The sequence below is a fragment of the Acidovorax sp. 100 genome (assembly GCF_003688355.1).
Classification (GTDB): Bacteria; Pseudomonadota; Gammaproteobacteria; order Burkholderiales; family Burkholderiaceae_C; genus Acidovorax; species Acidovorax delafieldii.
The window spans coordinates 3,530,937-3,550,286 of the sequence record NZ_REFD01000001.1; the positions used below are offsets into that span (position 1 = coordinate 3,530,937).

17 protein-coding genes are annotated in these 19,350 nt (G+C 66.0%); 10 read left to right on the forward strand and 7 right to left on the reverse strand.

Translation table 11 applies throughout. The annotated features are described in order from the left end of the window. Positions 1 to 67 precede the first annotated feature (67 nt). Both C8C96_RS16320 and C8C96_RS16325 read left to right on the forward strand, forming a co-directional pair. A complete protein-coding gene (locus tag C8C96_RS16320; protein WP_056745074.1) occupies positions 68 to 1,915 on the forward strand; it encodes an ABC transporter ATP-binding protein in 1,848 nt (615 codons plus the stop codon). Between the two features lie 113 nt (positions 1,916 to 2,028). Then, the gene (locus C8C96_RS16325; protein ID WP_121942979.1) at positions 2,029 to 2,355 is read left to right on the forward strand and encodes an EthD family reductase; all 327 of its coding nucleotides are present in this window, start codon (positions 2,029 to 2,031) and stop codon (positions 2,353 to 2,355) included. Between the two features lie 33 nt (positions 2,356 to 2,388). Here C8C96_RS16325 and C8C96_RS16330 read toward each other — a convergent pair whose 3' ends face one another. Beyond that, positions 2,389 to 4,425, reverse strand: a complete 2,037-nt coding sequence (locus C8C96_RS16330) for a tetratricopeptide repeat protein (RefSeq protein WP_121942980.1) — start codon at positions 4,423 to 4,425, stop codon at positions 2,389 to 2,391. Between the two features lie 253 nt (positions 4,426 to 4,678). On the opposite strand from C8C96_RS16330, the gene C8C96_RS16335 reads away from it, so the two are divergent. After that, a complete protein-coding gene (locus C8C96_RS16335) occupies positions 4,679 to 4,978 on the forward strand; it encodes an XRE family transcriptional regulator (protein WP_233584256.1) in 300 nt (99 codons plus the stop codon). A 69-nt stretch (positions 4,979 to 5,047) separates the two neighbouring features. Here the strand turns inward: C8C96_RS16335 and C8C96_RS16340 are convergent, their stop codons facing one another. Together C8C96_RS16340 and C8C96_RS16345 are read right to left on the reverse strand one after the other, a co-directional pair. Next, a complete protein-coding gene (locus tag C8C96_RS16340) occupies positions 5,048 to 6,040 on the reverse strand; it encodes a tripartite tricarboxylate transporter substrate binding protein (protein ID WP_056644750.1) in 993 nt (330 codons plus the stop codon). Positions 6,041 to 6,142: 102 nt separating this feature from the next. Next, positions 6,143 to 7,240: a beta-propeller fold lactonase family protein gene (locus C8C96_RS16345; RefSeq protein ID WP_121942982.1), complete on the reverse strand. Its 1,098-nt coding sequence runs from the start codon at positions 7,238 to 7,240 to the stop codon at positions 6,143 to 6,145. A 382-nt stretch (positions 7,241 to 7,622) separates the two neighbouring features. Here C8C96_RS16345 and C8C96_RS16350 point away from each other — a divergent pair, with 382 nt between their 5' ends. From C8C96_RS16350 to C8C96_RS16365, 4 genes are all read left to right on the forward strand, one after another. Then, positions 7,623 to 8,594: a tripartite tricarboxylate transporter substrate binding protein gene (locus C8C96_RS16350; protein WP_056062533.1), complete on the forward strand. Its 972-nt coding sequence runs from the start codon at positions 7,623 to 7,625 to the stop codon at positions 8,592 to 8,594. 49 nt (positions 8,595 to 8,643) lie between these two features. Further along, positions 8,644 to 9,555 (forward strand): 5-dehydro-4-deoxyglucarate dehydratase, encoded by a 912-nt coding sequence (gene kdgD, locus C8C96_RS16355; RefSeq protein ID WP_121944053.1) that lies wholly within the window; start codon positions 8,644 to 8,646, stop codon positions 9,553 to 9,555. 154 nt (positions 9,556 to 9,709) lie between these two features. Beyond that, positions 9,710 to 10,177 carry a nuclear transport factor 2 family protein gene (locus tag C8C96_RS16360; protein WP_108497417.1) on the forward strand — a complete coding sequence of 156 codons (468 nt, stop codon included), beginning with the start codon at positions 9,710 to 9,712 and terminating at the stop codon, positions 10,175 to 10,177. Positions 10,178 to 10,253: 76 nt separating this feature from the next. After that, positions 10,254 to 11,219, forward strand: coding sequence for a 2-hydroxyacid dehydrogenase (locus C8C96_RS16365; RefSeq protein WP_121944054.1), 966 nt, complete (start codon positions 10,254 to 10,256; stop codon positions 11,217 to 11,219). 65 nt (positions 11,220 to 11,284) lie between these two features. On the opposite strand, the gene C8C96_RS16370 is transcribed toward C8C96_RS16365, so the two are convergent. After that, positions 11,285 to 12,586, reverse strand: a complete 1,302-nt coding sequence (locus C8C96_RS16370) for a M20/M25/M40 family metallo-hydrolase (RefSeq protein WP_121942983.1) — start codon at positions 12,584 to 12,586, stop codon at positions 11,285 to 11,287. Positions 12,587 to 12,696: 110 nt separating this feature from the next. Further along, positions 12,697 to 13,563, reverse strand: coding sequence for a LysR family transcriptional regulator (locus C8C96_RS16375; protein ID WP_121942984.1), 867 nt, complete (start codon positions 13,561 to 13,563; stop codon positions 12,697 to 12,699). A gap of 97 nt (positions 13,564 to 13,660) precedes the next feature. Between C8C96_RS16375 and C8C96_RS16380 the strand changes: the two genes are divergently transcribed. Then, positions 13,661 to 14,092, forward strand: coding sequence for a nuclear transport factor 2 family protein (locus C8C96_RS16380; RefSeq protein WP_121942985.1), 432 nt, complete (start codon positions 13,661 to 13,663; stop codon positions 14,090 to 14,092). On the opposite strand, the gene C8C96_RS16385 is transcribed toward C8C96_RS16380, so the two are convergent. Beyond that, positions 14,070 to 15,008 (reverse strand): LysR family transcriptional regulator, encoded by a 939-nt coding sequence (locus C8C96_RS16385; protein ID WP_121942986.1) that lies wholly within the window; start codon positions 15,006 to 15,008, stop codon positions 14,070 to 14,072. The two genes, C8C96_RS16380 and C8C96_RS16385, sit on opposite strands and share 23 nt — an antisense overlap. A gap of 108 nt (positions 15,009 to 15,116) precedes the next feature. Between C8C96_RS16385 and metE the strand changes: the two genes are divergently transcribed. After that, positions 15,117 to 17,507 (forward strand): 5-methyltetrahydropteroyltriglutamate--homocysteine S-methyltransferase, encoded by a 2,391-nt coding sequence (gene metE / locus C8C96_RS16390; RefSeq protein ID WP_121942987.1) that lies wholly within the window; start codon positions 15,117 to 15,119, stop codon positions 17,505 to 17,507. A gap of 12 nt (positions 17,508 to 17,519) precedes the next feature. On the opposite strand, the gene C8C96_RS16395 is transcribed toward metE, so the two are convergent. Continuing rightward, a complete protein-coding gene (locus C8C96_RS16395; RefSeq protein ID WP_121942988.1) occupies positions 17,520 to 18,485 on the reverse strand; it encodes a ketopantoate reductase family protein in 966 nt (321 codons plus the stop codon). A gap of 329 nt (positions 18,486 to 18,814) precedes the next feature. Here C8C96_RS16395 and C8C96_RS16400 point away from each other — a divergent pair, with 329 nt between their 5' ends. Continuing rightward, positions 18,815 to 19,348 carry a MarR family winged helix-turn-helix transcriptional regulator gene (locus C8C96_RS16400; protein WP_056745937.1) on the forward strand — a complete coding sequence of 178 codons (534 nt, stop codon included), beginning with the start codon at positions 18,815 to 18,817 and terminating at the stop codon, positions 19,346 to 19,348. The last annotated feature ends 2 nt before the right edge of the window (positions 19,349 to 19,350 follow it).

Genomic DNA, 19,350 nt, shown 5'->3' on the forward strand with positions numbered 1-19,350 from the left:
TTGGATGGGCCCGCAGGCTGCTGCCCCGTGCGGCAGCACGCACCGCGTGGCCCCAGGAGTTTTGACGTTGTTCCGTTTCTTCGAAAGCCGGCTTCCCCCCTACCCCGCTGCAGAGCCGCACTTGCCTCCCAAGGCCTTTTTGGCCTTTGTGTGGGACGGCACCCGTGGCCTGCGTGGCTACGTGGCCGCCATGGCAGGTTTGTCCGCAGCCATTGCCATTTACGAAGCCCTGCTGTTTGCCGTGTTGGGCGTGGTGGTGGACTGGATCTCCACGTCCGCGTCTCCGGGCACGCTATGGGCCGAACGCAAAGCGGCGCTGATCGGCATCACTGCGCTGCTGCTGGTATCGGTGGTGCTGGTCGCCTTGCAGACCAGCATCAAGCACCAGGTGCTGGCCATCAACTTTCCGCTGCGGCTGCGCTGGAACTTTCACCGGCTGATGCTGGGCCAGAGCATGGCGTTCTACGCCGACGAGTTTGCGGGCCGCATCACCACCAAAATCATGCAGACCGCGCTGGCCGTGCGCGACATGATCTTCACGACCACCGACGTGGTGATTGGCATGGGCATCTACCTGGTGACCATCCTTGTGCTGCTGGCCGGGTTTGACGCGCGGCTGCTGCTGCCGTTTGCAGCGTGGATGGTGGCCTATGGCCTGGCCTGCTGGTACTTTGTGCCGCGCCTGGGTCAGGTGGGCAAGGCGCAGGCCGACGCGCGCTCGGTGATGACCGGGCGCATCACCGACGCATACACCAACATTGCCACCGTCAAGTTGTTCTCGCACACGCGGCGCGAATCCGAATTCGCGCGTGCCGCCATGGACGCGTTCAAGCTGACCGGCTATGCGCAGATGCGCCTGGTGAGCCTGTTCGAGATCGTCAACCAGCTGCTGGTGGTGGCCATGATTCTCGGCGCGTGCGGCACGGCCCTGTGGCTGTGGTCTGCCGGCGAGGTGGGTGCGGGTGCCGTGGCGGCCGTCACCGCGATGACACTGCGCGTATCGGGCCACGCGCACTGGGTGATGTGGGAGATGACCACCCTGTTTGAAAGCGTGGGCACCATCCAGGACGGCATCAACACGCTGACCCGACCGCGTGCCGTGGTCGATGCCCCCGACGCCAAGCCCCTGGTCGTGACCCAGGGCGAGGTGCGCTTTGAGGACATGAGCTTTGCCTACGGCAGCGGCCCCGATGCCCGTCCGGTCATCGACCGCCTCAACCTCACCATCCGCCCCGGCGAGAAGATCGGCCTGATTGGCCGCTCGGGCGCGGGCAAGTCCACGCTGGTCAACCTGCTGCTGCGCTTTCACGATGTGCAGTCGGGCCGCATTCTCATCGATGGGCAGGACATTGCCCACGTGACCCAGGACAGCCTGCGCCGCCACATCGGCATGGTCACGCAGGACACCTCGTTGCTGCACCGCTCCATGCGCGACAACATCCTGTACGGCCGCCCCGATGCCAGCGAGGCCGACCTGCACCAGGCGGCCGCGCGTGCAGAGGCCGCAGACTTCATCGCCACACTCACCGACCTGCAGGGCCGCACCGGCTACGACGCCCATGTGGGCGAGCGCGGCGTCAAGCTCTCGGGTGGCCAGCGCCAGCGTGTGGCCATTGCACGCGTGATGCTGAAAGACGCGCCCATCCTGCTGCTGGACGAAGCCACCAGCGCGCTCGACTCCGAGGTGGAAGCGGCCATCCAGCAAAGCCTGGACGGCTTGATGCAGGGCAAGACGGTGATCGCCATTGCCCACCGCCTGTCCACCATTGCCGCCATGGACCGCCTCATCGTGATGGACGCGGGCCGCATTGTGGAAGAAGGCACACACGCCCAGCTGCTGGGCCAGGGCGGCGTGTATGCCCGGCTGTGGGGCCACCAGAGCGGCGGGTTCCTGGGCGAATCGGAAGAAGACTGAGTCGGCGAGGACGGACACGAGCCGCCTGGGCGACACGCTGTCGCGCACGCGGCTGTGCGGCGGGTGTGTTGCCCCTACGGTGGCGGGTTTCAACACCGGATGGAATCGCACCGATGATCAAAGTCACCGCCGTTTACCGCTGGCGTGAAGGCGCCACCTTCAACCACGACTACTACCACTCCGAGCACATGCGCATCGCCCGCGCAGCATTGCAGCCGCTGGGCCTGGTGCGGCTGGAGAGCGACCGTGTTCTCTACCCCGGCGAGCCGCGTCCGGGCCAGGTGGTGGCGCTGACCAACGCGTTCTTCAGCGACCTGAAGCAGGCCCAGACGGCCGCCAAAGCGACGATGGCCGAACTGTCGGCCGACATTCCCAACTACACCAACATCCAGCCCGAGTCATACTTTGCGCAGGCGTTGGAGCACCCTCTAACCGCCTGACGGCCTCGTGGGTTTGCGGTGGGCGACCCACCCCTACCCACGTTCACGCAAGGCCTTGAAGAGCAGACCCAGGCACACGCCCATGCCCAGCAAGGGGAAGGCGGCCAGCACCGCCACCACGGCACGCGCCAGGGGCGACCAGTCAAAGTCGCGCGCCGTGCGCCACGCGCCCAACGCGGCGATCAGGCCCAGAACCAGCATGCCCACGCGAAAGCTGGCCCCGGGCTTGAAAAAGGCCATGAGCAATGCCCCGTTGGCCACACCGATGCCCAGCGCCGCATGGCCCAGGTGCCAGGCAAACGCCGAGGTGGAGCGCCCGTAGCGGGCACCTTCATAGGCATCGCCCTCGTCGTCCTCATCGCTGCGATGCGTCGGGCCTGTGCGGCTGCGCAATGGGCTGGGCGCCTGCGAACGCGGAGTCTGTGGCTCTGGCGGCCTGGCTGTACCTGGCGAGGGCGGGGCGCCATCGCCCCGCCCCCACTCGCCTGCGGACAGACCCGCCGCTGCCGCTGCGCCCACCACCCGCGCGGCGGCCCCACCAGGAGCCTGAAGACTCGGGGCAAGTCCACGCTCTTGCAGCACGGCGCGCAGCCGCCCCGGCTCGCGCAGCGCCATCACCAGCGCCCGCACGGGCCCTTGCTCCTGCGGTTTGATGCGCAGGTCGGCCACCTGCACGGTGGTGCCCCGTGTGTTGGCCAGCATGAACAGCGCCTTGGCCACCAGCGCGTCCTTGGGGCCGCCCTTGCCGCTTTCGATGAAGGTGCCCAGGTTGTAGGTGGCGTCGGCGTGGCCTGCCTCGGCCGCCTGGGCATACCAGGCGCGGGCCTGGGCCAGGTTCACGGGGCCGCCATAGCGGCCATGCTCGTCGCTGGTGCCCAGGTGAAACGCGGCGTGCGGATCGCCCTCGCGGGCGTACCAGCCCGGCAGGTCGCGCAGAGGGTTGCCAGTCCACACCAGGGGGGCTGCAGCACCTGGTGCGGACGAATCCGCGGCCATGGGCGCCAGGCTGAGGCCGCCGGGCGACTCTGACGCTTGCTGGGCCTGCTGCTTTTGCTGCGCCCGCTGCCGCTGCGTTTGCGCGGCGGCGTTCCACTTGGCGGCCTGCTGCGCGTCCGCCGGCCCGCCCCAGCCGCGCTCGAACATCACGGCCAACAGGCGTTTGGCGGGTTCATGGTCCCAGTCTGCCGCGCGCTGGCACCAGGAGCGCGCGTTCTCGTAGTTGGGCTGCTCCCAGCCGATCACGGTCTCCAGCGCCTGCAGAAAGGCTGCCACCTCGTGGCCCTGGGCCGCTGCGGGCTCCAGGGCGTCTGCCGCTTCAATGCGCTTGCGCGAGTACAAGGCCAGTTGCTCGCTGCGGGCCACAGCGTCATCGACTGCCTTGCGCTCTTCGTCCACGACCTGCAGCAGTGTCTCGCCCGGGGCGGCCTTCAGCCGTGCCATCAGAGCCTGAACGCGGGCCTTCGCCTTGTCTGGAAAGCGCTCGTAGAAGGCTTGGGCGTCCTTGCGGGTCTCCGCATCGTGCGCGCCCATGAGCTGCAGTGCAGCCGCCAGGTCAAAGTGCCTGCGCTGGCCCATGGTGCCAAAACGCAGGGCCCGACCCAGCGCATACAGCGCATGGGGGTTGCCCCGCGCGGCCCAGCGCCGGTACTCGGCCCAGGCTTTGGCGTCATCGCCCGCCTGGCGCGCACGTACCGCATGGCGCACCTGCAAGTCGGGCTCCTCAGGGGCGTCGCCATTGGCCAGGTAGTGCACGCCACTTTGTGGGTCATACAGATTCAGGCCCAGGCGGGCCGCTTGCTCCCAGCCATCGTCAAACGGCGGACCCCAATCCGGAAAGCGGGTGTTGATGCCGACGCCAAAGGTCGGGTCGGTGATGTCAGGACCACCGAGGTAAATGTCCCAGAACCCGGCAAAGCGCTGTTCGACGGCCCGGGCCCAGGCAGTGAATTGGGGGTTCATCGGCACCTGGGGGCCGGCCTCCACGCGCTCGTACTGCGCGTCCGCCTCGGCCTTGGTGGCTGGCCAGGGCCAATCAGCGGGCTTCTCCCAGATCTGGATGGTGTAACTCACGGCTCCCTCCTCGGATGCCGCTCGGAATGCGGCTTGTTGTTTGTGTTGACGCTCGTCAAGTGCGAGCAAATTCTAGAAGCGCCCTCCGCCAGCCTGCATCGCGGCACCTCTCTGTTTTGTCCAGTGATGTGCCAGCACCACACCCGGATAACGCTCCCGCTTTTTGGGTAAAAATGGGCTGTAGCGCCGGTACTTCATGCCCAATTAGCTCTTCTTTTTATAGCAAATCATGCCCACACCACCCGTTTCCGCCATGGCCCTTGCGATGCCTGTGCCCACCGGCGAGCAACTCAAGGCCGCGCGCGTTGCAGCCGCGCTCAGCCAGGCGCAAGCTGCCGAACTCATGGGCTACCCACTGCAGACCGGCAGCCGGGGCGGCGTGCAGTCGCGCACCTGGCAGGCGCTGGAGAGCATGACCGACGAGCGCAACATGCAGGGACCCGTGTTTGCGATGTTTCTGTTGCTCACCGGACAGCATCCCGATCTCGTGCTCGCACATCGCTCGCCATCGACGGACGCCCCCGCGAGCGCGCCAGCACCCAACCCGCAATAAAAAAGGCGGAACGGCCCAAAGGCAGTTCCGCCAAGTCTCTACAGGAAGAAAACAGGATCGGCCGGGCGATCAGTCCACCTTGATATTGGCCGCTTTGATGACCTGCGCCCATTTGTCCACTTCAGCCTTCTGGAACGTGGCGATCTGGGCCACGCTCATGTCGGCAGGCTCCATGCCAAAACCTTTAAGGCGGGTCTGCATGTCGGGCTGGGCGAGGATCTTGCGGATCTCGTCGTGCAGGCGGCTCACCACCGGGGTGGGCGTGCCCGCCGGCACAAAGATGGCCTGCCAGGACTGCACCTCAAAGTCCTTGAGTTCGGCCACGCCGGACTCTGCCACCGTGGGCACGTCGGGCATGGAGGCCAGGCGCTTGGGCGACGTGACGGCAATGGCGCGCAGCTTGCCGCTCTGGATGTGCGGTGCGGCCACCACGGTGGTGTCAAACATCATGTCCACCTGGCCGCTGATCACGTCCTGGATGGCGGGGCCGCTGCCCTTGTAGGGGATGTGCGTGAACTTCACGCCCGACTTGTAGGCCAGCAGTTCCACCGCCAGATGCTGCGAGCTGCCCGTGCCGGCGGACGCAGACGACAGGCCGCCCTGCTTGCCCTTGGCGGCCGTCAGCACGTCCTTCAGGGTTTTATAAGGGCTGTTGGCCGACACCACCAGCACCACCGGGTTGGTGCCGATCAGCGTGACGGGGCTGAACGACTTGATGGGGTCGTAGCCCAGCTTGGGGTACAGGCTGATGTTGATGGCATGCGAGCTGACCGTGCCACCCAGCAGCGTGAAGCCATCCGGGGCCGAGCGCGCGGCGGCCTCTGAGCCGATGCTGCCTGCCGCACCGCCCTTGTTCTCCACCACCACCGTCGTGCCCAGGGCTGTGCCGAGTTGCTGGCCGATCAGACGGGCCAGGGTGTCGGTGGTGCCACCGGCGGCAAAGGGCACCACGTAGCTGATGGCTTTGCCGGTGGGCCAGGTGGTCTGGGCCATGGCGGGCAGCGCCATCAGCGCGCCTGCAGCTGCCAGCGCTGCGGATTGGACCAGGGTTCTGCGTTGCATGTATTTGTCTCCTAGGGGCAATGAAAAAAGGGGGGCAACGAGCGAGGGCGCCTGCAAAGGCCGTGTTGTCGGTGCAGCCTGTGAACGCACGCCCTTAATCGCTCAGGGCATATCGACGATCTCGATCCAGTTGGGGTTCTTGCCCACCGGAACGCGGGTGGGCGCACCGGGAAGGCCTGTCGCGGGGTCAATGGGGTGCAGTGCGACGTGGTGCGACTCCTGTCCCGCAGCGATCAGGAAGCGGCCAGACGCGTCCACTGCAAAACCGCGCGGCGTCTTTTCGGTGGGCACATGCCCCAGGGGCTGCAGCTGCCCGGTGGCGGCATCGACGCGAAATGCGCTCAGCGTGCTGGACGTGCGCTCCGACGCATACAGCGTGCGGCCATCGGGCGATAGGTGAATGTCGGCGGCCCAGGGCTTGCCCGCAAAACCTGCGGGCAATGCCGTGGTGCGTTGCAGCGGGCGCAGCGTGCCACGCTCCTTGTCGTAGGCCATCACATGCACGGTCGCATCCAGTTCGTCCAGCAGATACAGGTGGCGCTGGTCGCCGCTCCAGACAAAGTGGCGGGGGCCGGACTTTTCGGGCGCCACGGGCGTCAACGCGGGCTCGTGGGCGGTGAGCTTGCCGGTCTCTGCATCAAACTTCCAGGCCGAGAGGTGGTCGCCACCCAGGCTGGTAGCAAAGACATAGCGGTTGGCTGCGTCCGCGTGGATGGCGTGCGCGTTGGGCGCGGTGGGGATGAGTTGCTGCACCGCTCCCACGACACCGTCCTTGCCAATGCTATTGACCGTGATCTTGTGTCCGGGGTAGGAGGCTGCGAACAGCCAGCGCCCGGTGGCGTCGGTGTCGATATTGGCCATGCTGTCGGCCAACGGCGCCTCGCCCAACTTGCGCAGCTTGCCACTCACCGGGTCAATGGCCAGGCTGACCAACCGAAACGGCTGTGAGCGCAATGCCACATAGAGCACGCGCTTGTCCGGGCTGACGGCCATGGGCATGGCAGCGCCGCCCAGTGCCGTGGTGTCCACGGTCTTGAGCGTCCCGGCGGCGCGGTCCAGCTCCAGCACCGACACATCCTGGCTGTCTGCATTGGCCACGTACACCCAGGTGGCTGCCTGCACAGCCTGTACGCCCAGCGCGGTTGCGACGGCCAGCATCACGGGCGCGACGCGGTGATGGATACGAAATGGGATGGTCATGCTCGGTCCCCTGGTAGTGCCTTCGGCTGGACTGCGACTCTGCAGCGCGCCCGCCAGTGAGGTTGTGGTGGTTCTGCTGCGCCCGGAGACGCCATTCGCAGGGCGATTCATTGCTGCAGCATCGTGTGATTGTGATATGTCGTCATACAACATGGAATGCATTCTGACCTATCTTCAGCGCTGACAGAGAAAGGGATTACCCGAGGTCACGCACAACCTCGAAACACCCGCCAGTCAACAATCTCTGGATTTTTTTGGGTCAGAAATCTCAGTACAAACCCTGAAATCCCCATAAACATGCACTGAATGACACCGGTATGGATTGCATATTTTTCGATCTAGTTGTACGATGACTAACAACACAAACACACGGAGACATTCCATGAGCCTGCAACGTCGCGCAATTCTTCTGGCCTGCACTGCCGCTCTGGCGGCAGCTTCTGCCACGGCCCAGACCGCTGAATGGCCTGCCAAGACACTGCGCATCGTGGTGCCCTACCCACCAGGCGGCAGCTCGGACATCATTGCGCGCTCGATCAGCCAGGCGCTGTCCGAATCGCTCAAGCAGAGCGTGATCGTCGAGAACAAGCCCGGCGCCAATGGCAACCTGGGTGCCGACTTTGTGGCCAAAGCCGAGCCCGATGGCTACACCATGCTGCTGTGTGATGTGGGCGCGCTGGCGATCAGCCCCTCGGTCTACACCAAGCTGTCTTTCGACCCCTCCAAAGACCTGCGCGGTGTGACCATGCTGGCCTACTCGCCCCACCTGCTGGTGGTGCACCCCTCGGTGCCGGTCAACAACCTCAAGGAGCTGATCGCCTACTCCAAGAAGAACGAGCTGAACTTTGCCGTGACAGCCACCGGCAGCGCGCCCCATCTGGCGGGCGTGGCGCTGGAGCGCGCCAGCGGCGCACGCTGGCAGTACATCCCCTACAAGGGCGGCGTCACCGCGATTCAGGACACCGTGGCGGGCCAGACCCAGGTGCTGATGAACGGCATGCTGGCCACCCTGCCCCAGGTACAAAACGGCAAGCTCAAGGTGCTGGGCGTTTCCAAGTCCACCCGCATGCCGCTGATCGGTGACGTGCCCACGATTGCCGAGCAAGGTGTGGCCGGCTACGAGTCGGGCACCTGGCAAGGCGTGCTGCTGCCACGGGGCACACCCGATGCGGTCGTGCAAAAGCTCAACAAGGCGCTCATCACCGCCATCCGCGCACCCGAGATCCGCTCGCGCCTGGCCGGCCAGGGCGCCGAAGTGGTGACCATGACCTCCACCGAACAGGACCAGTTCTTCGCCAAGGAACGCGCGCGCTGGGCCAGCGTGGTGAAGGCCGCCAACATCAAGCTCGACTGAGCGCCACAGACACCCGTTTCATTCACCATCCTCTCCCGCTGCAATGACCATGACCCCGCAAGAACTCAAAACCATCATGGGCTCCGGCCTGCTCTCGTTCCCCATCACCGACTTCGACGAGCAGGGCAACTTCCGCCCCAAGACCTACATCGAGCGCCTGGAGTGGCTCGCCCCCTACGGCGCCAGCGCCCTGTTTGCCGCCGGTGGCACGGGTGAGTACTTCTCGCTCTCGGGCTCCGAGTACAGCGAGGTCATCAAGACGGCCGTGGATACCTGCCGGGGCAAGGTGCCGATCATTGCCGGGGCCGGTGGCCCCACCCGCACGGCCATTGCCCATGCCCAGGAGGCCGAGCGCCTGGGCGCCCATGGCATCCTGCTGCTGCCCCACTACCTGACCGAAGCTGGCCAGGAAGGCCTGATCGCCCATGTGGAGCAGGTCTGCAAGAGCGTGAAGTTCGGTGTGATCGTTTACAACCGCGACCGCACCAAGCTCACGGCCGAGTCCCTGGCCATCCTGGCCGAGCGTTGTCCGAACCTGGTGGGGTTCAAGGACGGTGTGGGCAACATCGAGACCATGTCTTCCATCTACATGAAGATGGGTGACCGCTTCTCGTACCTGGGCGGTCTGCCCACGGCGGAGGTGTATGCCGCTGCCTACAAGGCGCTGGGCACGCCGGTGTATTCGTCGGCGGTGTTCAACTTCATCCCCAAGACGGCGATGGAGTTCTACAAGGCGGTGGCCAGCGATGACACGGCCACGCAGCACCGGCTGCTCAAGTCGTTCTTCATGCCGTACCTGGCCATCCGCAACCGCGTGGAGGGCTATGGCGTATCGATCATCAAGGCGGGGGCGCGCATCGTGGGCCATGACGGCGGGCCGGTGCGGGCACCGCTGACGGACCTCAAGCCCCATGAGATGGAAGAGCTCAAGGCGCTGATTGACAAGCTCGGGCCGCAGTAAGCGCGGCCTGGCGCAGGGCCTGGTTCACCAGGCCCTCGTTTTTTGCTCCCATTGCAGACCCCCCCTACACCCCGGGCCCGGCCGTGCACAGGTCCGGAGGCAGTCGTGGCACGCCCATTCCCAAAACCCCAACACAACAACGGAGACAGACAAAATGTTCAAGCAAATCGTTCTCGCCGCGGCCGCCGCCGTGACCATTGCCGCGCTCGCAGGTTGCGCCACGGGTGCGGCAGCCACAGCCTCCTCGGCATCGCCCGAACAGGCAGTGGCTGCCGCCGCAGAAAAGCTGCGCGTGGCCATGATTGACCCCACGCCCGCTGCACTGACCGCCCTCGTCGCCGACGACCTGAGCTACGGCCATTCGGGCGGCCGCGTGGACACCAAGGACAGCTTCATCGGCGACCTGATCGCTGGCAAGTCCGACTTCGTGACCATCGCCATCACCGACCAGACCATCAAGGTGGTGGGCAACACCGCCATCGTGCGTCACACCCTCACAGCCGACACCAACGATTCGGGCAAGCCCGGCAAGGTGCAGATCAAGATCCTGGGCGTGTGGCAACAACAGCAAGGGGGCCAGTGGAAGCTGCTGGCGCGCCAGGCCGTGCGCGTCGCGGCATGATGTAGACACATCGGGGCGGCTGTGTGCCGCCTTATGCCGCCCCTTGCATTTTTTGGCACTGTTGCCCCACGAAACCATGACCACGACTCCCCCTCGCATCCTGCAAATCGGCCGCCTGCCCCTTCCCGCACTGGAAGCCGAACTGGCTGCCCGTTACAGCGTCGCCTGCCTGGCCGACCAGACCGATCCGGCGGCTTTGCTGGCGTCGCACGGTGCGGAGTTCACGGGGGTGGTGACCACCGCAGCCATCGGCCTCAAGGGCGAAGTCATTGCGGCATTGCCCAACCTTCGGGTGATCAGCAGTTTTGGCGTGGGTTTTGATGCGCTGGACATCGATGCAGCCAAGGCCCGGGGTGTGCAGGTGGGCTACACACCCGGCGTGCTCAACGACTGTGTGGCCGACATGGCGTTCGCGCTGATGCTGGATGTGTCACGCCACGTGGCCGCCAGCGACCGTTTTGTGCGCCGTGGTGAATGGCCGAAGGCCAGATACGCACTGGGCACCCGCGTGTCCGGCAAGCGGCTGGGCATCGTGGGCATGGGCCGCATCGGGCAGGCCGTGGCCGAGCGTGCGAGCGGCTTTCGCATGGAGGTGGGGTACCACAACCGCCGCCCGGCGCAGGAATGCACACTGCCCTACTTCGAGTCGGTGACCGCGCTGGCGCAGTGGGCCGACTACCTCGTGCTCACCGTTGCAGGCGGCGCTGCAACGCGCCACCTCGTCAACCGCGATGTGCTGGAGGCCTTGGGCCCCAACGGATTTCTCATCAATGTGGCGCGTGGCAGTGTGGTGGACGAGGCGGCACTGATCGATGCGCTGACCGAGCGCCGCATTGCCGGCGCCGGGCTGGACGTGTTTGAGAACGAACCCAGCGTGCCCGCCGCGCTGATGGCGCTGGACAGCGTGGTGCTGACCCCGCACACCGCCAGCGCCACCCACGAAACCCGCCGCGCCATGGCAGACCTGGTGCTGGAGAACCTGGCATCCTTCTTTGCGACGGGCACCGTGCGCACGCCGGTGCCAGGCACGCCGGGCGCTTGAGCCCGCCACGGCGCGCTGTGTAACGCAGCTGCCCTCACAGGGAGGGTGTGGAGCGGCTCAGCGTGTCATTTCACGCGGTCGCGCGAGATGTCCATGATCATGCGCGTGGCGAGGTACAGGCGCGGCACGATGGTGTTGATCTGCACGTACTCCGCATCGTTGGAGTGCGCGCCGTAGCCCGACAGGCCCATGCCCTCCACCACCGCGCCCTTGGTCTTGAGCGCCGCAAACGCTGCGTCGGTGCCGCCGCCCGTGGCTTTCTCCACCACATTGAGCGACATGCCCAGCTCCTGGTAGATGACCTTGCCGTAACCCGCCACGCGGCGGGATGCGTCGCTGGCCTCCAGCGGCGGGCGGCGCACTTCAAACTTCACATCCACCTTGGATGCGGGCAGCAGCTTGCTCTTGACCTTCTCTTGCAGGCCTTTCTCCAGCCCGTCGAAGTCCGCCACACGCAGCGCGCGCGCATCGGCCTGGGCCGTGGCTTCGGCCGGAATCACGTTGCGGTTGGTACCTGCCTTGGACACCGTCCAGTTCAGCTTGAGGCCCTCGTCGGACTTGGACAAGTCCTTCATTTGCAGCAGCTGGTGCGACAGCTCATACAGCGCGTTCACGCCATCCTCGGGCTTGGCCCCGGCGTGCGATGCCTTGCCCTGCACCGTGAGGTAGGCCGCCCCAATGCCGCTGGTGGCCAGGCGCAGCGTGCCGTCGGTGCCGCCGCCTTCGAACGACAACACCACGTCCTGCTCAGACGCCACACGGGTGATGGTGCTGCGCCAGCCGGGCGAGCTGATTTCTTCGTCACCGTTGATCAGCACGGTGAGCGTGCCGTAGTCCTTGAAGTTGAGCTTTTGCAGCAAGGCCACGGTGTGGATGATGAGCGCGATGCCCTGCTTGTCGTCCGAGATGCCCAGGCCATAGGCCTTGTCACCATCGATGCGGAAAGGCTGGCCCTTGAGCATGCCTTTCAGGTACACCGTGTCCATGTGCGCGATGAGCATGATCTTCTTGCTGCCCGTGCCCTTGAACACGGCCTGCACAGCAGGGCCCACCTTCTCGGGGGTATCGTCGAGGCGGTAGATATCGCTGGTCTGCAGCACGTCCACCGTGCCGCCCAGTTGCTTGAGCTGGCTGGCAATGCGCTCGGCGATCTGGTTCAGGCCTTCGATGTCCTTGCTGCCCGACTCGATATGCACCAGGTCACGCAGGGTGTCGAGCAGCGGCTGCTGCTCCTTCTGGGCCAGCGCATGGACCTCAGCCACCGGCGCAGCGTGGGCCACGGCGGCGGCAAACGCCAGCGCCAGCGAGGCCATCAGGGGGCGGACAAACGAAGGGGCTGAGTGTGGGCGGCGCTGCGGATGGTGCATGGTGCGAAGGCTCGGTGAAGGGATGAGGAAAGCGATTATGGAGTCTTGCAACACCAATTTCAAACACTGATCCCCCTTGCAATGTTTCGGTCAGCGCCTGCGCGCCAGACTCAGCCCGCAGGCGCAAACACCTCGGGGCCCAGCCGTGACCTGTGGCCCCGGGGTTCGAACAGCCACATGCCATACAGCGGCAGAGATTCCGCCAGCCGCAGGGGCGCCACCAGCGTGGACGCACCGCCCAGCAACGCAGGGTGCGGCACAACAGCCAGCAGATCGGACTGCGCCACCAGGTGCAACAGGCTGGCAAAGTCGGGGCAGCGCACGGACATCTTGGGCGCGGGCATGCGGCGCACACGGTGCGCTTCCGTCAACACATCCACCGGCCCGCTGACGCTGGGCCCCACACAGGCCCACGCAGCGCCCTGCAGTTGCACCAGCGACTGGGCCCGGACCCATGGGTGGCCCTTGCGCGCATAGACCTGGGGATGCAACTCGTACAGGGGGCGCTCCGTCACATCGGGATGCGCAAACTTGCGCGGCTTGGGGGCAATGACCGCATCAAAGCGCCGCTGTAGCAGGCCTTCCAGCAGACTGCCTTCATCGGCCGTCGCCATCTCCAGCGAGCGCCGGGCGTTGGGCAGGCACCAGCTGGCATACAGCAGCGGCCCACAGACCAGCGCCGCTGAAGACGTGAGCCCCACCCGCAGCCGATGCTGGTCTGCCGCAGTCACCGAAGCGCGGGGCAGCGCCTCCACCCCTTGTGCCAAGGGCAGGGCCTGCGCGGCTACGGCCCGGGCCAGGTCGGTGGGCACATGGCGGCGCCCCTCTCGCACCAGCAAGGGCTGCGCAAAGTGGGCTTGCAGTGCTTTCATGCCATGGCTGATTGCAGGCTGCGACACGCCGCAGGCTTTAGCCGCCAGGGCAAACGAGCCTTGCTCGACGATCGCATGGAGGTATTGCAGGTAGCGCAGATACATAAACATCTTTTATGTATAAGCCACCATTCTCTCTTGTCGCGCGGCGCGGACTTGGCGAAGCTACGCACTCCACTCCACGACCGTTGCAACGCCGCGTATGAGCCCTACCCCCATCGACACCGTCCGCACCTACCTCGCCCACCTGCACGCCAGCCACACCGACGGGCTGATCGCCTGCTTTGAAGACGATGGCGTGGTGCACTCGCCCTTTCTGGGCACCATGCGTGCGAGCGACTTTTTTAAAAAGCTCGCCCAGGCCTCCAGCGGCAGCGTGATCACCGTGCTGGATCTGTTTGCCTCCGCGCAGCCCAGCCAGGATGGATCGGTGCGCGTGGCGGCCTACTTCCGCTACGACTGGACCTTGAACGATGGCCGCGAGGTGACCTTCACCTGCGTGGATGTGTTCACGTTCGACGCGGGCAGCACGCGTATCCGGGACATGAACATCGTCTACGACACCCACCCGCTGCGCGAGGAGGTGGGCGACAAGTACGCGCCTGATCCGGTCACAACAGCTCCACGCCCTTGAGCGTCACAAAACTCGTCTCGCGCGTGACCTGCACAAAGTCCTGCAGGTACGGCTTGGCCGACAGGCTGGGCAGGCACGCGGCGTGCAACTCGCCGCGCAGGCCTTTTTCGCCAGGTCCTGCCGCAATGGGCCGCGCCGTCACATACCCCCGGTCCAGGTAGCTCTGCACCGCCCACAGCGGCAGCGCCGCCACGCCGCGCCCGCTGGCCACCAGCTGCAGCATGGCCACCGTCAGCTCGGTGGTGCGGCGCGGGGGGCGCACGCCAGCGGGCTCCAGCACTTGGCGGATCAGGTCCAGCATCTCATCGGGCACGGGGTAGGTGATGATGGTCTGGTCGGCAAAGTCCTGCGCCACCAGGTGCGGCTTGGCCACCAGCGGGTGCGTGTTGGCCAGCAGCGCACGGATCTCAAACCCAAACAGCGCGTGGTAGTCCACGCCCGCCTCATCGGCATCCACCTCGGACACGATGGCCACATCGGCCCGGCCCTGGTGCAGCAGGCCCACGGGGTCGGCATGAAAGCCGCTCACGATGTCCAGCTCCACCTCGGGCCAGCGGGTGCGAAACGCATCCATGGCGGGCATCAGCCAGTCAAAGCAGGTGTGGCATTCCACCGCAATGCGCATCTGCCCGCCCTGCCCCAGCACCAGGCGGGCAATGTCGCGCTCGGCCCCTTCCACCTGCGGCAGCACGGCATCGGCCAGGGCCAGCAGGCGTTCGCCCACGGCGGTGAACTGCGGCGGCACCGATTTGCGCTCAAACAGCGGCTGGCCGTAGCGGTCTTCCAGCAGCTTGATCTGGTGCGACAACGCCGACTGCGTGAGGTTGAGCAACTGCGCGGCCCGCACCAGGCTACCGCTGTCACGCAGGGCCACCAGCGTGCGCAGGTGGCGCACTTCCAGGATCGACTGGTTCATTATTAATTTTCAAGTTGATCGACTAAAACTTTCGTTTGAATAATAAACGAGCCCGCGCGACCATCGGTGCCTTCATTGCATTGCTCCATTCAGAAGAAGGAAATCACCATGTCGCTCGCCGCAGTTTCCGTAACCGCCGCCACCCGCCGCCCCGTGCTCACGCACACCCTGGGCTTTCCGCGCATGGGGGCGCAGCGTGCGCTGAAATTCGCGCTCGAATCCTTCTGGCGCGGCGACAGCACCGAGGCCGAGCTGCAGGCCACCGCTGCCCAGCTGCGCCAGCAACACTGGCAGGCGCAGGCCGATGCGGGCCTGGGTTGTGTGACGGTGGGCGACTTTGCGCTGTACGACCATGTGGCCAACCACATCCAGTTGCTAGGCTGCGAGCCTGCGCGCTTTGGCTTTGACGCCCACACGCCCGAGCTGGCGCGCTACTTTGCGATGGCGCGGGGCGTATCGGCCAAGGCCGCCGACCACCAGGGTTGCAGCGCCGGTTGCCAGGCTACGCACCACACCGCAGGCCAGCCCGCACTGGAGATGACCAAGTGGTTCGACACCAACTACCACTACCTCGTACCCGAGTTCAGCGCCCACACCCAGTTCCACCTGGCCAGCGAGCGCCTGTTTGCCGAAGTGGCCGAGGCCCAGGCGCTGGGCCACCGGGTCAAGGCCGTGCTGCTGGGGCCGCTGAGCTTTTTGTGGCTGGGCAAATCCAAGGCGGCGGGCTTTGACCGGTTCAGCCTGCTGGAGCAACTGCTGCCGGTGTACGAGGCCGTGCTGGCACGCCTGAAGGCCCAGGGCGTGGAATGGGTGCAGATCGACGAGCCCATCCTGGGCCTGGACCTGCCCGACGCCTGGCGCCATGCCTTTGAGCCCAGCTACTGGCAACTGGCGCGCAGCGCGCCCAAGCTGCTGCTGGCCACCTACTTCTCGCCGCTGGCAGAGAACCTGCGCCTGGCCTGCCAGCTGCCCGTGGCCGGCTTGCATGTGGATGCCGTGCGCGCGCCCGACGAACTGGTGGGCGTGGCCGACTGGTTGCCCTCGCACAAAGTGCTGTCGGTAGGCATCGTGGACGGCCGCAACATCTGGCGCACCGATCTGGACGCGGCCCTGGCCAAGCTGCGCCCGGTGGCCGACAAGCACCAGGGCGAGCTGTGGCTGGCGCCGTCGTGCTCTCTGCTTCATGTGCCGTTCAGCTTAGAGGCCGAAACACAGCTGGACGCCGAGGTGAAGTCGTGGCTGGCGTTTGCGGTAGAAAAACTGGACGAGCTGCGCGTACTCTCCACCGCCTTGTCACAAGACGAGGCGGCGGTGGACGACGAACTGCACGCCGCCCGCACCGCCCTGGCCGCCCGCCGCGCCAGCCCGCGTGTGCACCGCACCACCGTGGCGGCCCGCATTGCCGCGGCCGCGCCAGGCGCCGACCAACGCGCCAGCGCCTTCCCTGCCCGGCAAAAGGCCCAGCGCGCACGGCTGAAGCTGCCGCTGTTGCCCACCACCACGATTGGCTCGTTCCCGCAGACGGCGGAGATCCGCGCCGCACGCGCCGCCTTCAAGCGCGGTGCACTGGACGCCGCGCACTACCAACAGAAGATGCAGGCCGAAATCGAATTGGCCGTGCGCAAGCAGGAAGCGCTGGGCATTGACGTGCTGGTGCACGGCGAGGCCGAGCGCAACGACATGGTCGAATACTTTGGCGAGCAGCTCGACGGCTTTGCCTTCACCGCCAACGGCTGGGTGCAAAGCTATGGCTCGCGCTGCGTGAAGCCGCCCATCATCTACGGCGACGTGGCCCGCCCCACGCCCATGACGGTGGTCTGGACGCAGTACGCGCAGAGCCTCACCGCCAAACCCATGAAAGGCATGCTCACCGGCCCCATCACCATCCTGCAATGGAGCTTTGTGCGCGACGATCAGCCCCGCGCCACCACGGCCGACCAGATCGCCTGGGCCATCCGCGACGAGGTGTGTGATCTGGAAGCCGCAGGCATCGCCATCATCCAGATCGACGAGCCCGCCATCCGCGAAGGGCTACCGCTGCGCCGCGCGGGGTGGAAGAGCTATTTGGACCGCGCCACGCGCGCCTTCCGCATCAGTGCCAGCGGCGTGCGCAACGACACGCAGATCCACACCCACATGTGCTACAGCGAGTTCAACGACATCCTGCCCGCCATCGCGGCCATGGACGCGGATGTGATCACGATTGAGACGAGCCGCTCGGACATGGAGCTGCTGCAGGGCTTTGGGGACTTCAAGTACCCCAACGAGATCGGCCCTGGCGTGTACGACATCCACTCGCCCCGCGTGCCCGGCGTGCAGGAGATGGCTGCGCTGCTGGAAAAAGCCGCCGAGGTGGTGCCCGTGGAGCACCTGTGGGTGAACCCCGACTGCGGCCTCAAGACCCGGGGTTGGCCCGAGACCGAAGCCGCCCTGCGCCACATGGTGCAGGCCGCGCAGGAAGTGCGCGAGCGGTTGCTGGAAGAGGCGGCGCTGGCCTGACGGATCCCCGGTTCAGCCCGCAGTGCGCTTCATCTCGGCCAACTTGACCAGCACCTGCAGCGCGTGGTTCAGCGGCGTCGGCACGCCCAAGGCGGCGCCGCGCTTGACCACGTAGCCATTCAGATGGTCGATCTCGGTGGGTTTGCCACGCGCCAGATCCTGCGCGGTGGACGAATACTGCCCGGGCATGGTGCTGGCAATGCCGCGCACCGCCGCCTGCACATCGCCCGGAATCGTCACCCCATCGGCCGCCGCCACCGCCAGGCATTCGGCCACGATGTCGGCAATCACCTGCGTCACGCCCGGCACCTGCACCAGCGGGCCGTAGGGCTGCTGCGACAGTGCCGACAGCGCGTTGTAGGCGCTGTTGAGCACCAGCTTGGCCCAGAGCGCCCCGCGCACGTTGTCTGAAACCTGGGTGGGAATACCCGCCGCCGTGAGCTGGCGGGCCACCTCGTTGCTGCGCGGCGAAGGTGCAATCACCAGCTCGCCCCGGCCATGGTGCACCACATGCCCGGGGCCGCCCATGGCAGTAGCCACATAGACCACCGCGGCTGCCACAGGGGTGCTGGCGTCCAGCACGGCGCGCACGCGCTCGTCGTTGTCCACACCGTTCTGCAAGGTCAGCACCAGCGCGCCAGGCGCCAGGTGGGGACGAATCTGCTGCGCGGCGTCTTCCGAGTCGGACGACTTCACGCAGAACAGCACCACGTCCGCGCCGTGCACCGCGCTGGCCTCGGTGCTGGCCGCCAGGGGCACCTGCACATCCATCGCCGCCGTCTGCAGCCGCAGACCGTTGTCACGCACGGCCAGCACGTGGGCGGGCCGCCCGATGAGCGTGACGGCATGGCCCGCCAGGGCGAGCAAGGCACCAAAGTAGCAGCCCACGGCACCCGCGCCCATCACGGCAAAACGCAGGGGCGGTGCAATGTCCAAGGCAGTGGGCAGGGAGGCAGATGAATCAGCAGCAGCGGTCATGGCGGTGTCCCGGTGGGCAAGTCACAGAAGGGTCGGTCACAAGGCGCCCCACTATATCGGCGGCAGTCTGCGCACCAAAAATCAAGGGTTTTTGGGCTGATGCGCTAGTCGAACATGCCTTATCAGCTATCAAATACGTAGCAAATTGACATTCTGCAAGGCTGCTTGCAGGGGCGCATTCCCTTCACTCGCGCCATTTCCAGCACCGCGAACCCCCGTCCGTTACCTCCCGTTCGTGGGATCCCACCCCGCTCAAAGGCCCCTCTCCAGTGTCAGGAATTTAATCAATGCAAAGACAATAATTGTCTAGTCAATTAAATTTCCCACCCATGTCAGCCCCTCCCGAACCCAGCCAAGCCCCCGCGTTCTATAACGCCGAGCACTACGACCCCAGCAAGCTGGTGCCCGAAAACAGCGTCGGCTACCTGATGCGCAAGGTGATGTCGTCCATCCGCACGCAGGCCGATGCCCAGCTGGCGTTGCACGAACTCACCTACGCCCAGTGGCTGCCACTGTTCAAGTTGTCGCTGTGCGAGACCGCCACCGTGGCCAGCCTGGCGCGTGACCTGGAGACCGACCCCGCCTCCATGACCCGGTCGCTCGACCGCATGGAAGCCAAGGGCCTGGTGGTGCGGGAGCGCTCCACCGTGGACCGCCGCGTCGTGCAGCTCAGGCTCACACCGGAAGGCCAGCGCATTGCAGCCCTGGTGCCGCCCGTGCTGGCCGACGTGCTCAACGGCCACCTCAGCGACTTCAGCCATGACGAGTGGCAGCTGCTGCTGTCCATGCTGCGCCGCATGCTCGCCAACGGCGAAGCGCTGCGCCAGCAGCCCCCCTCACCCACCGAACCCGCAGCCGGTTGACC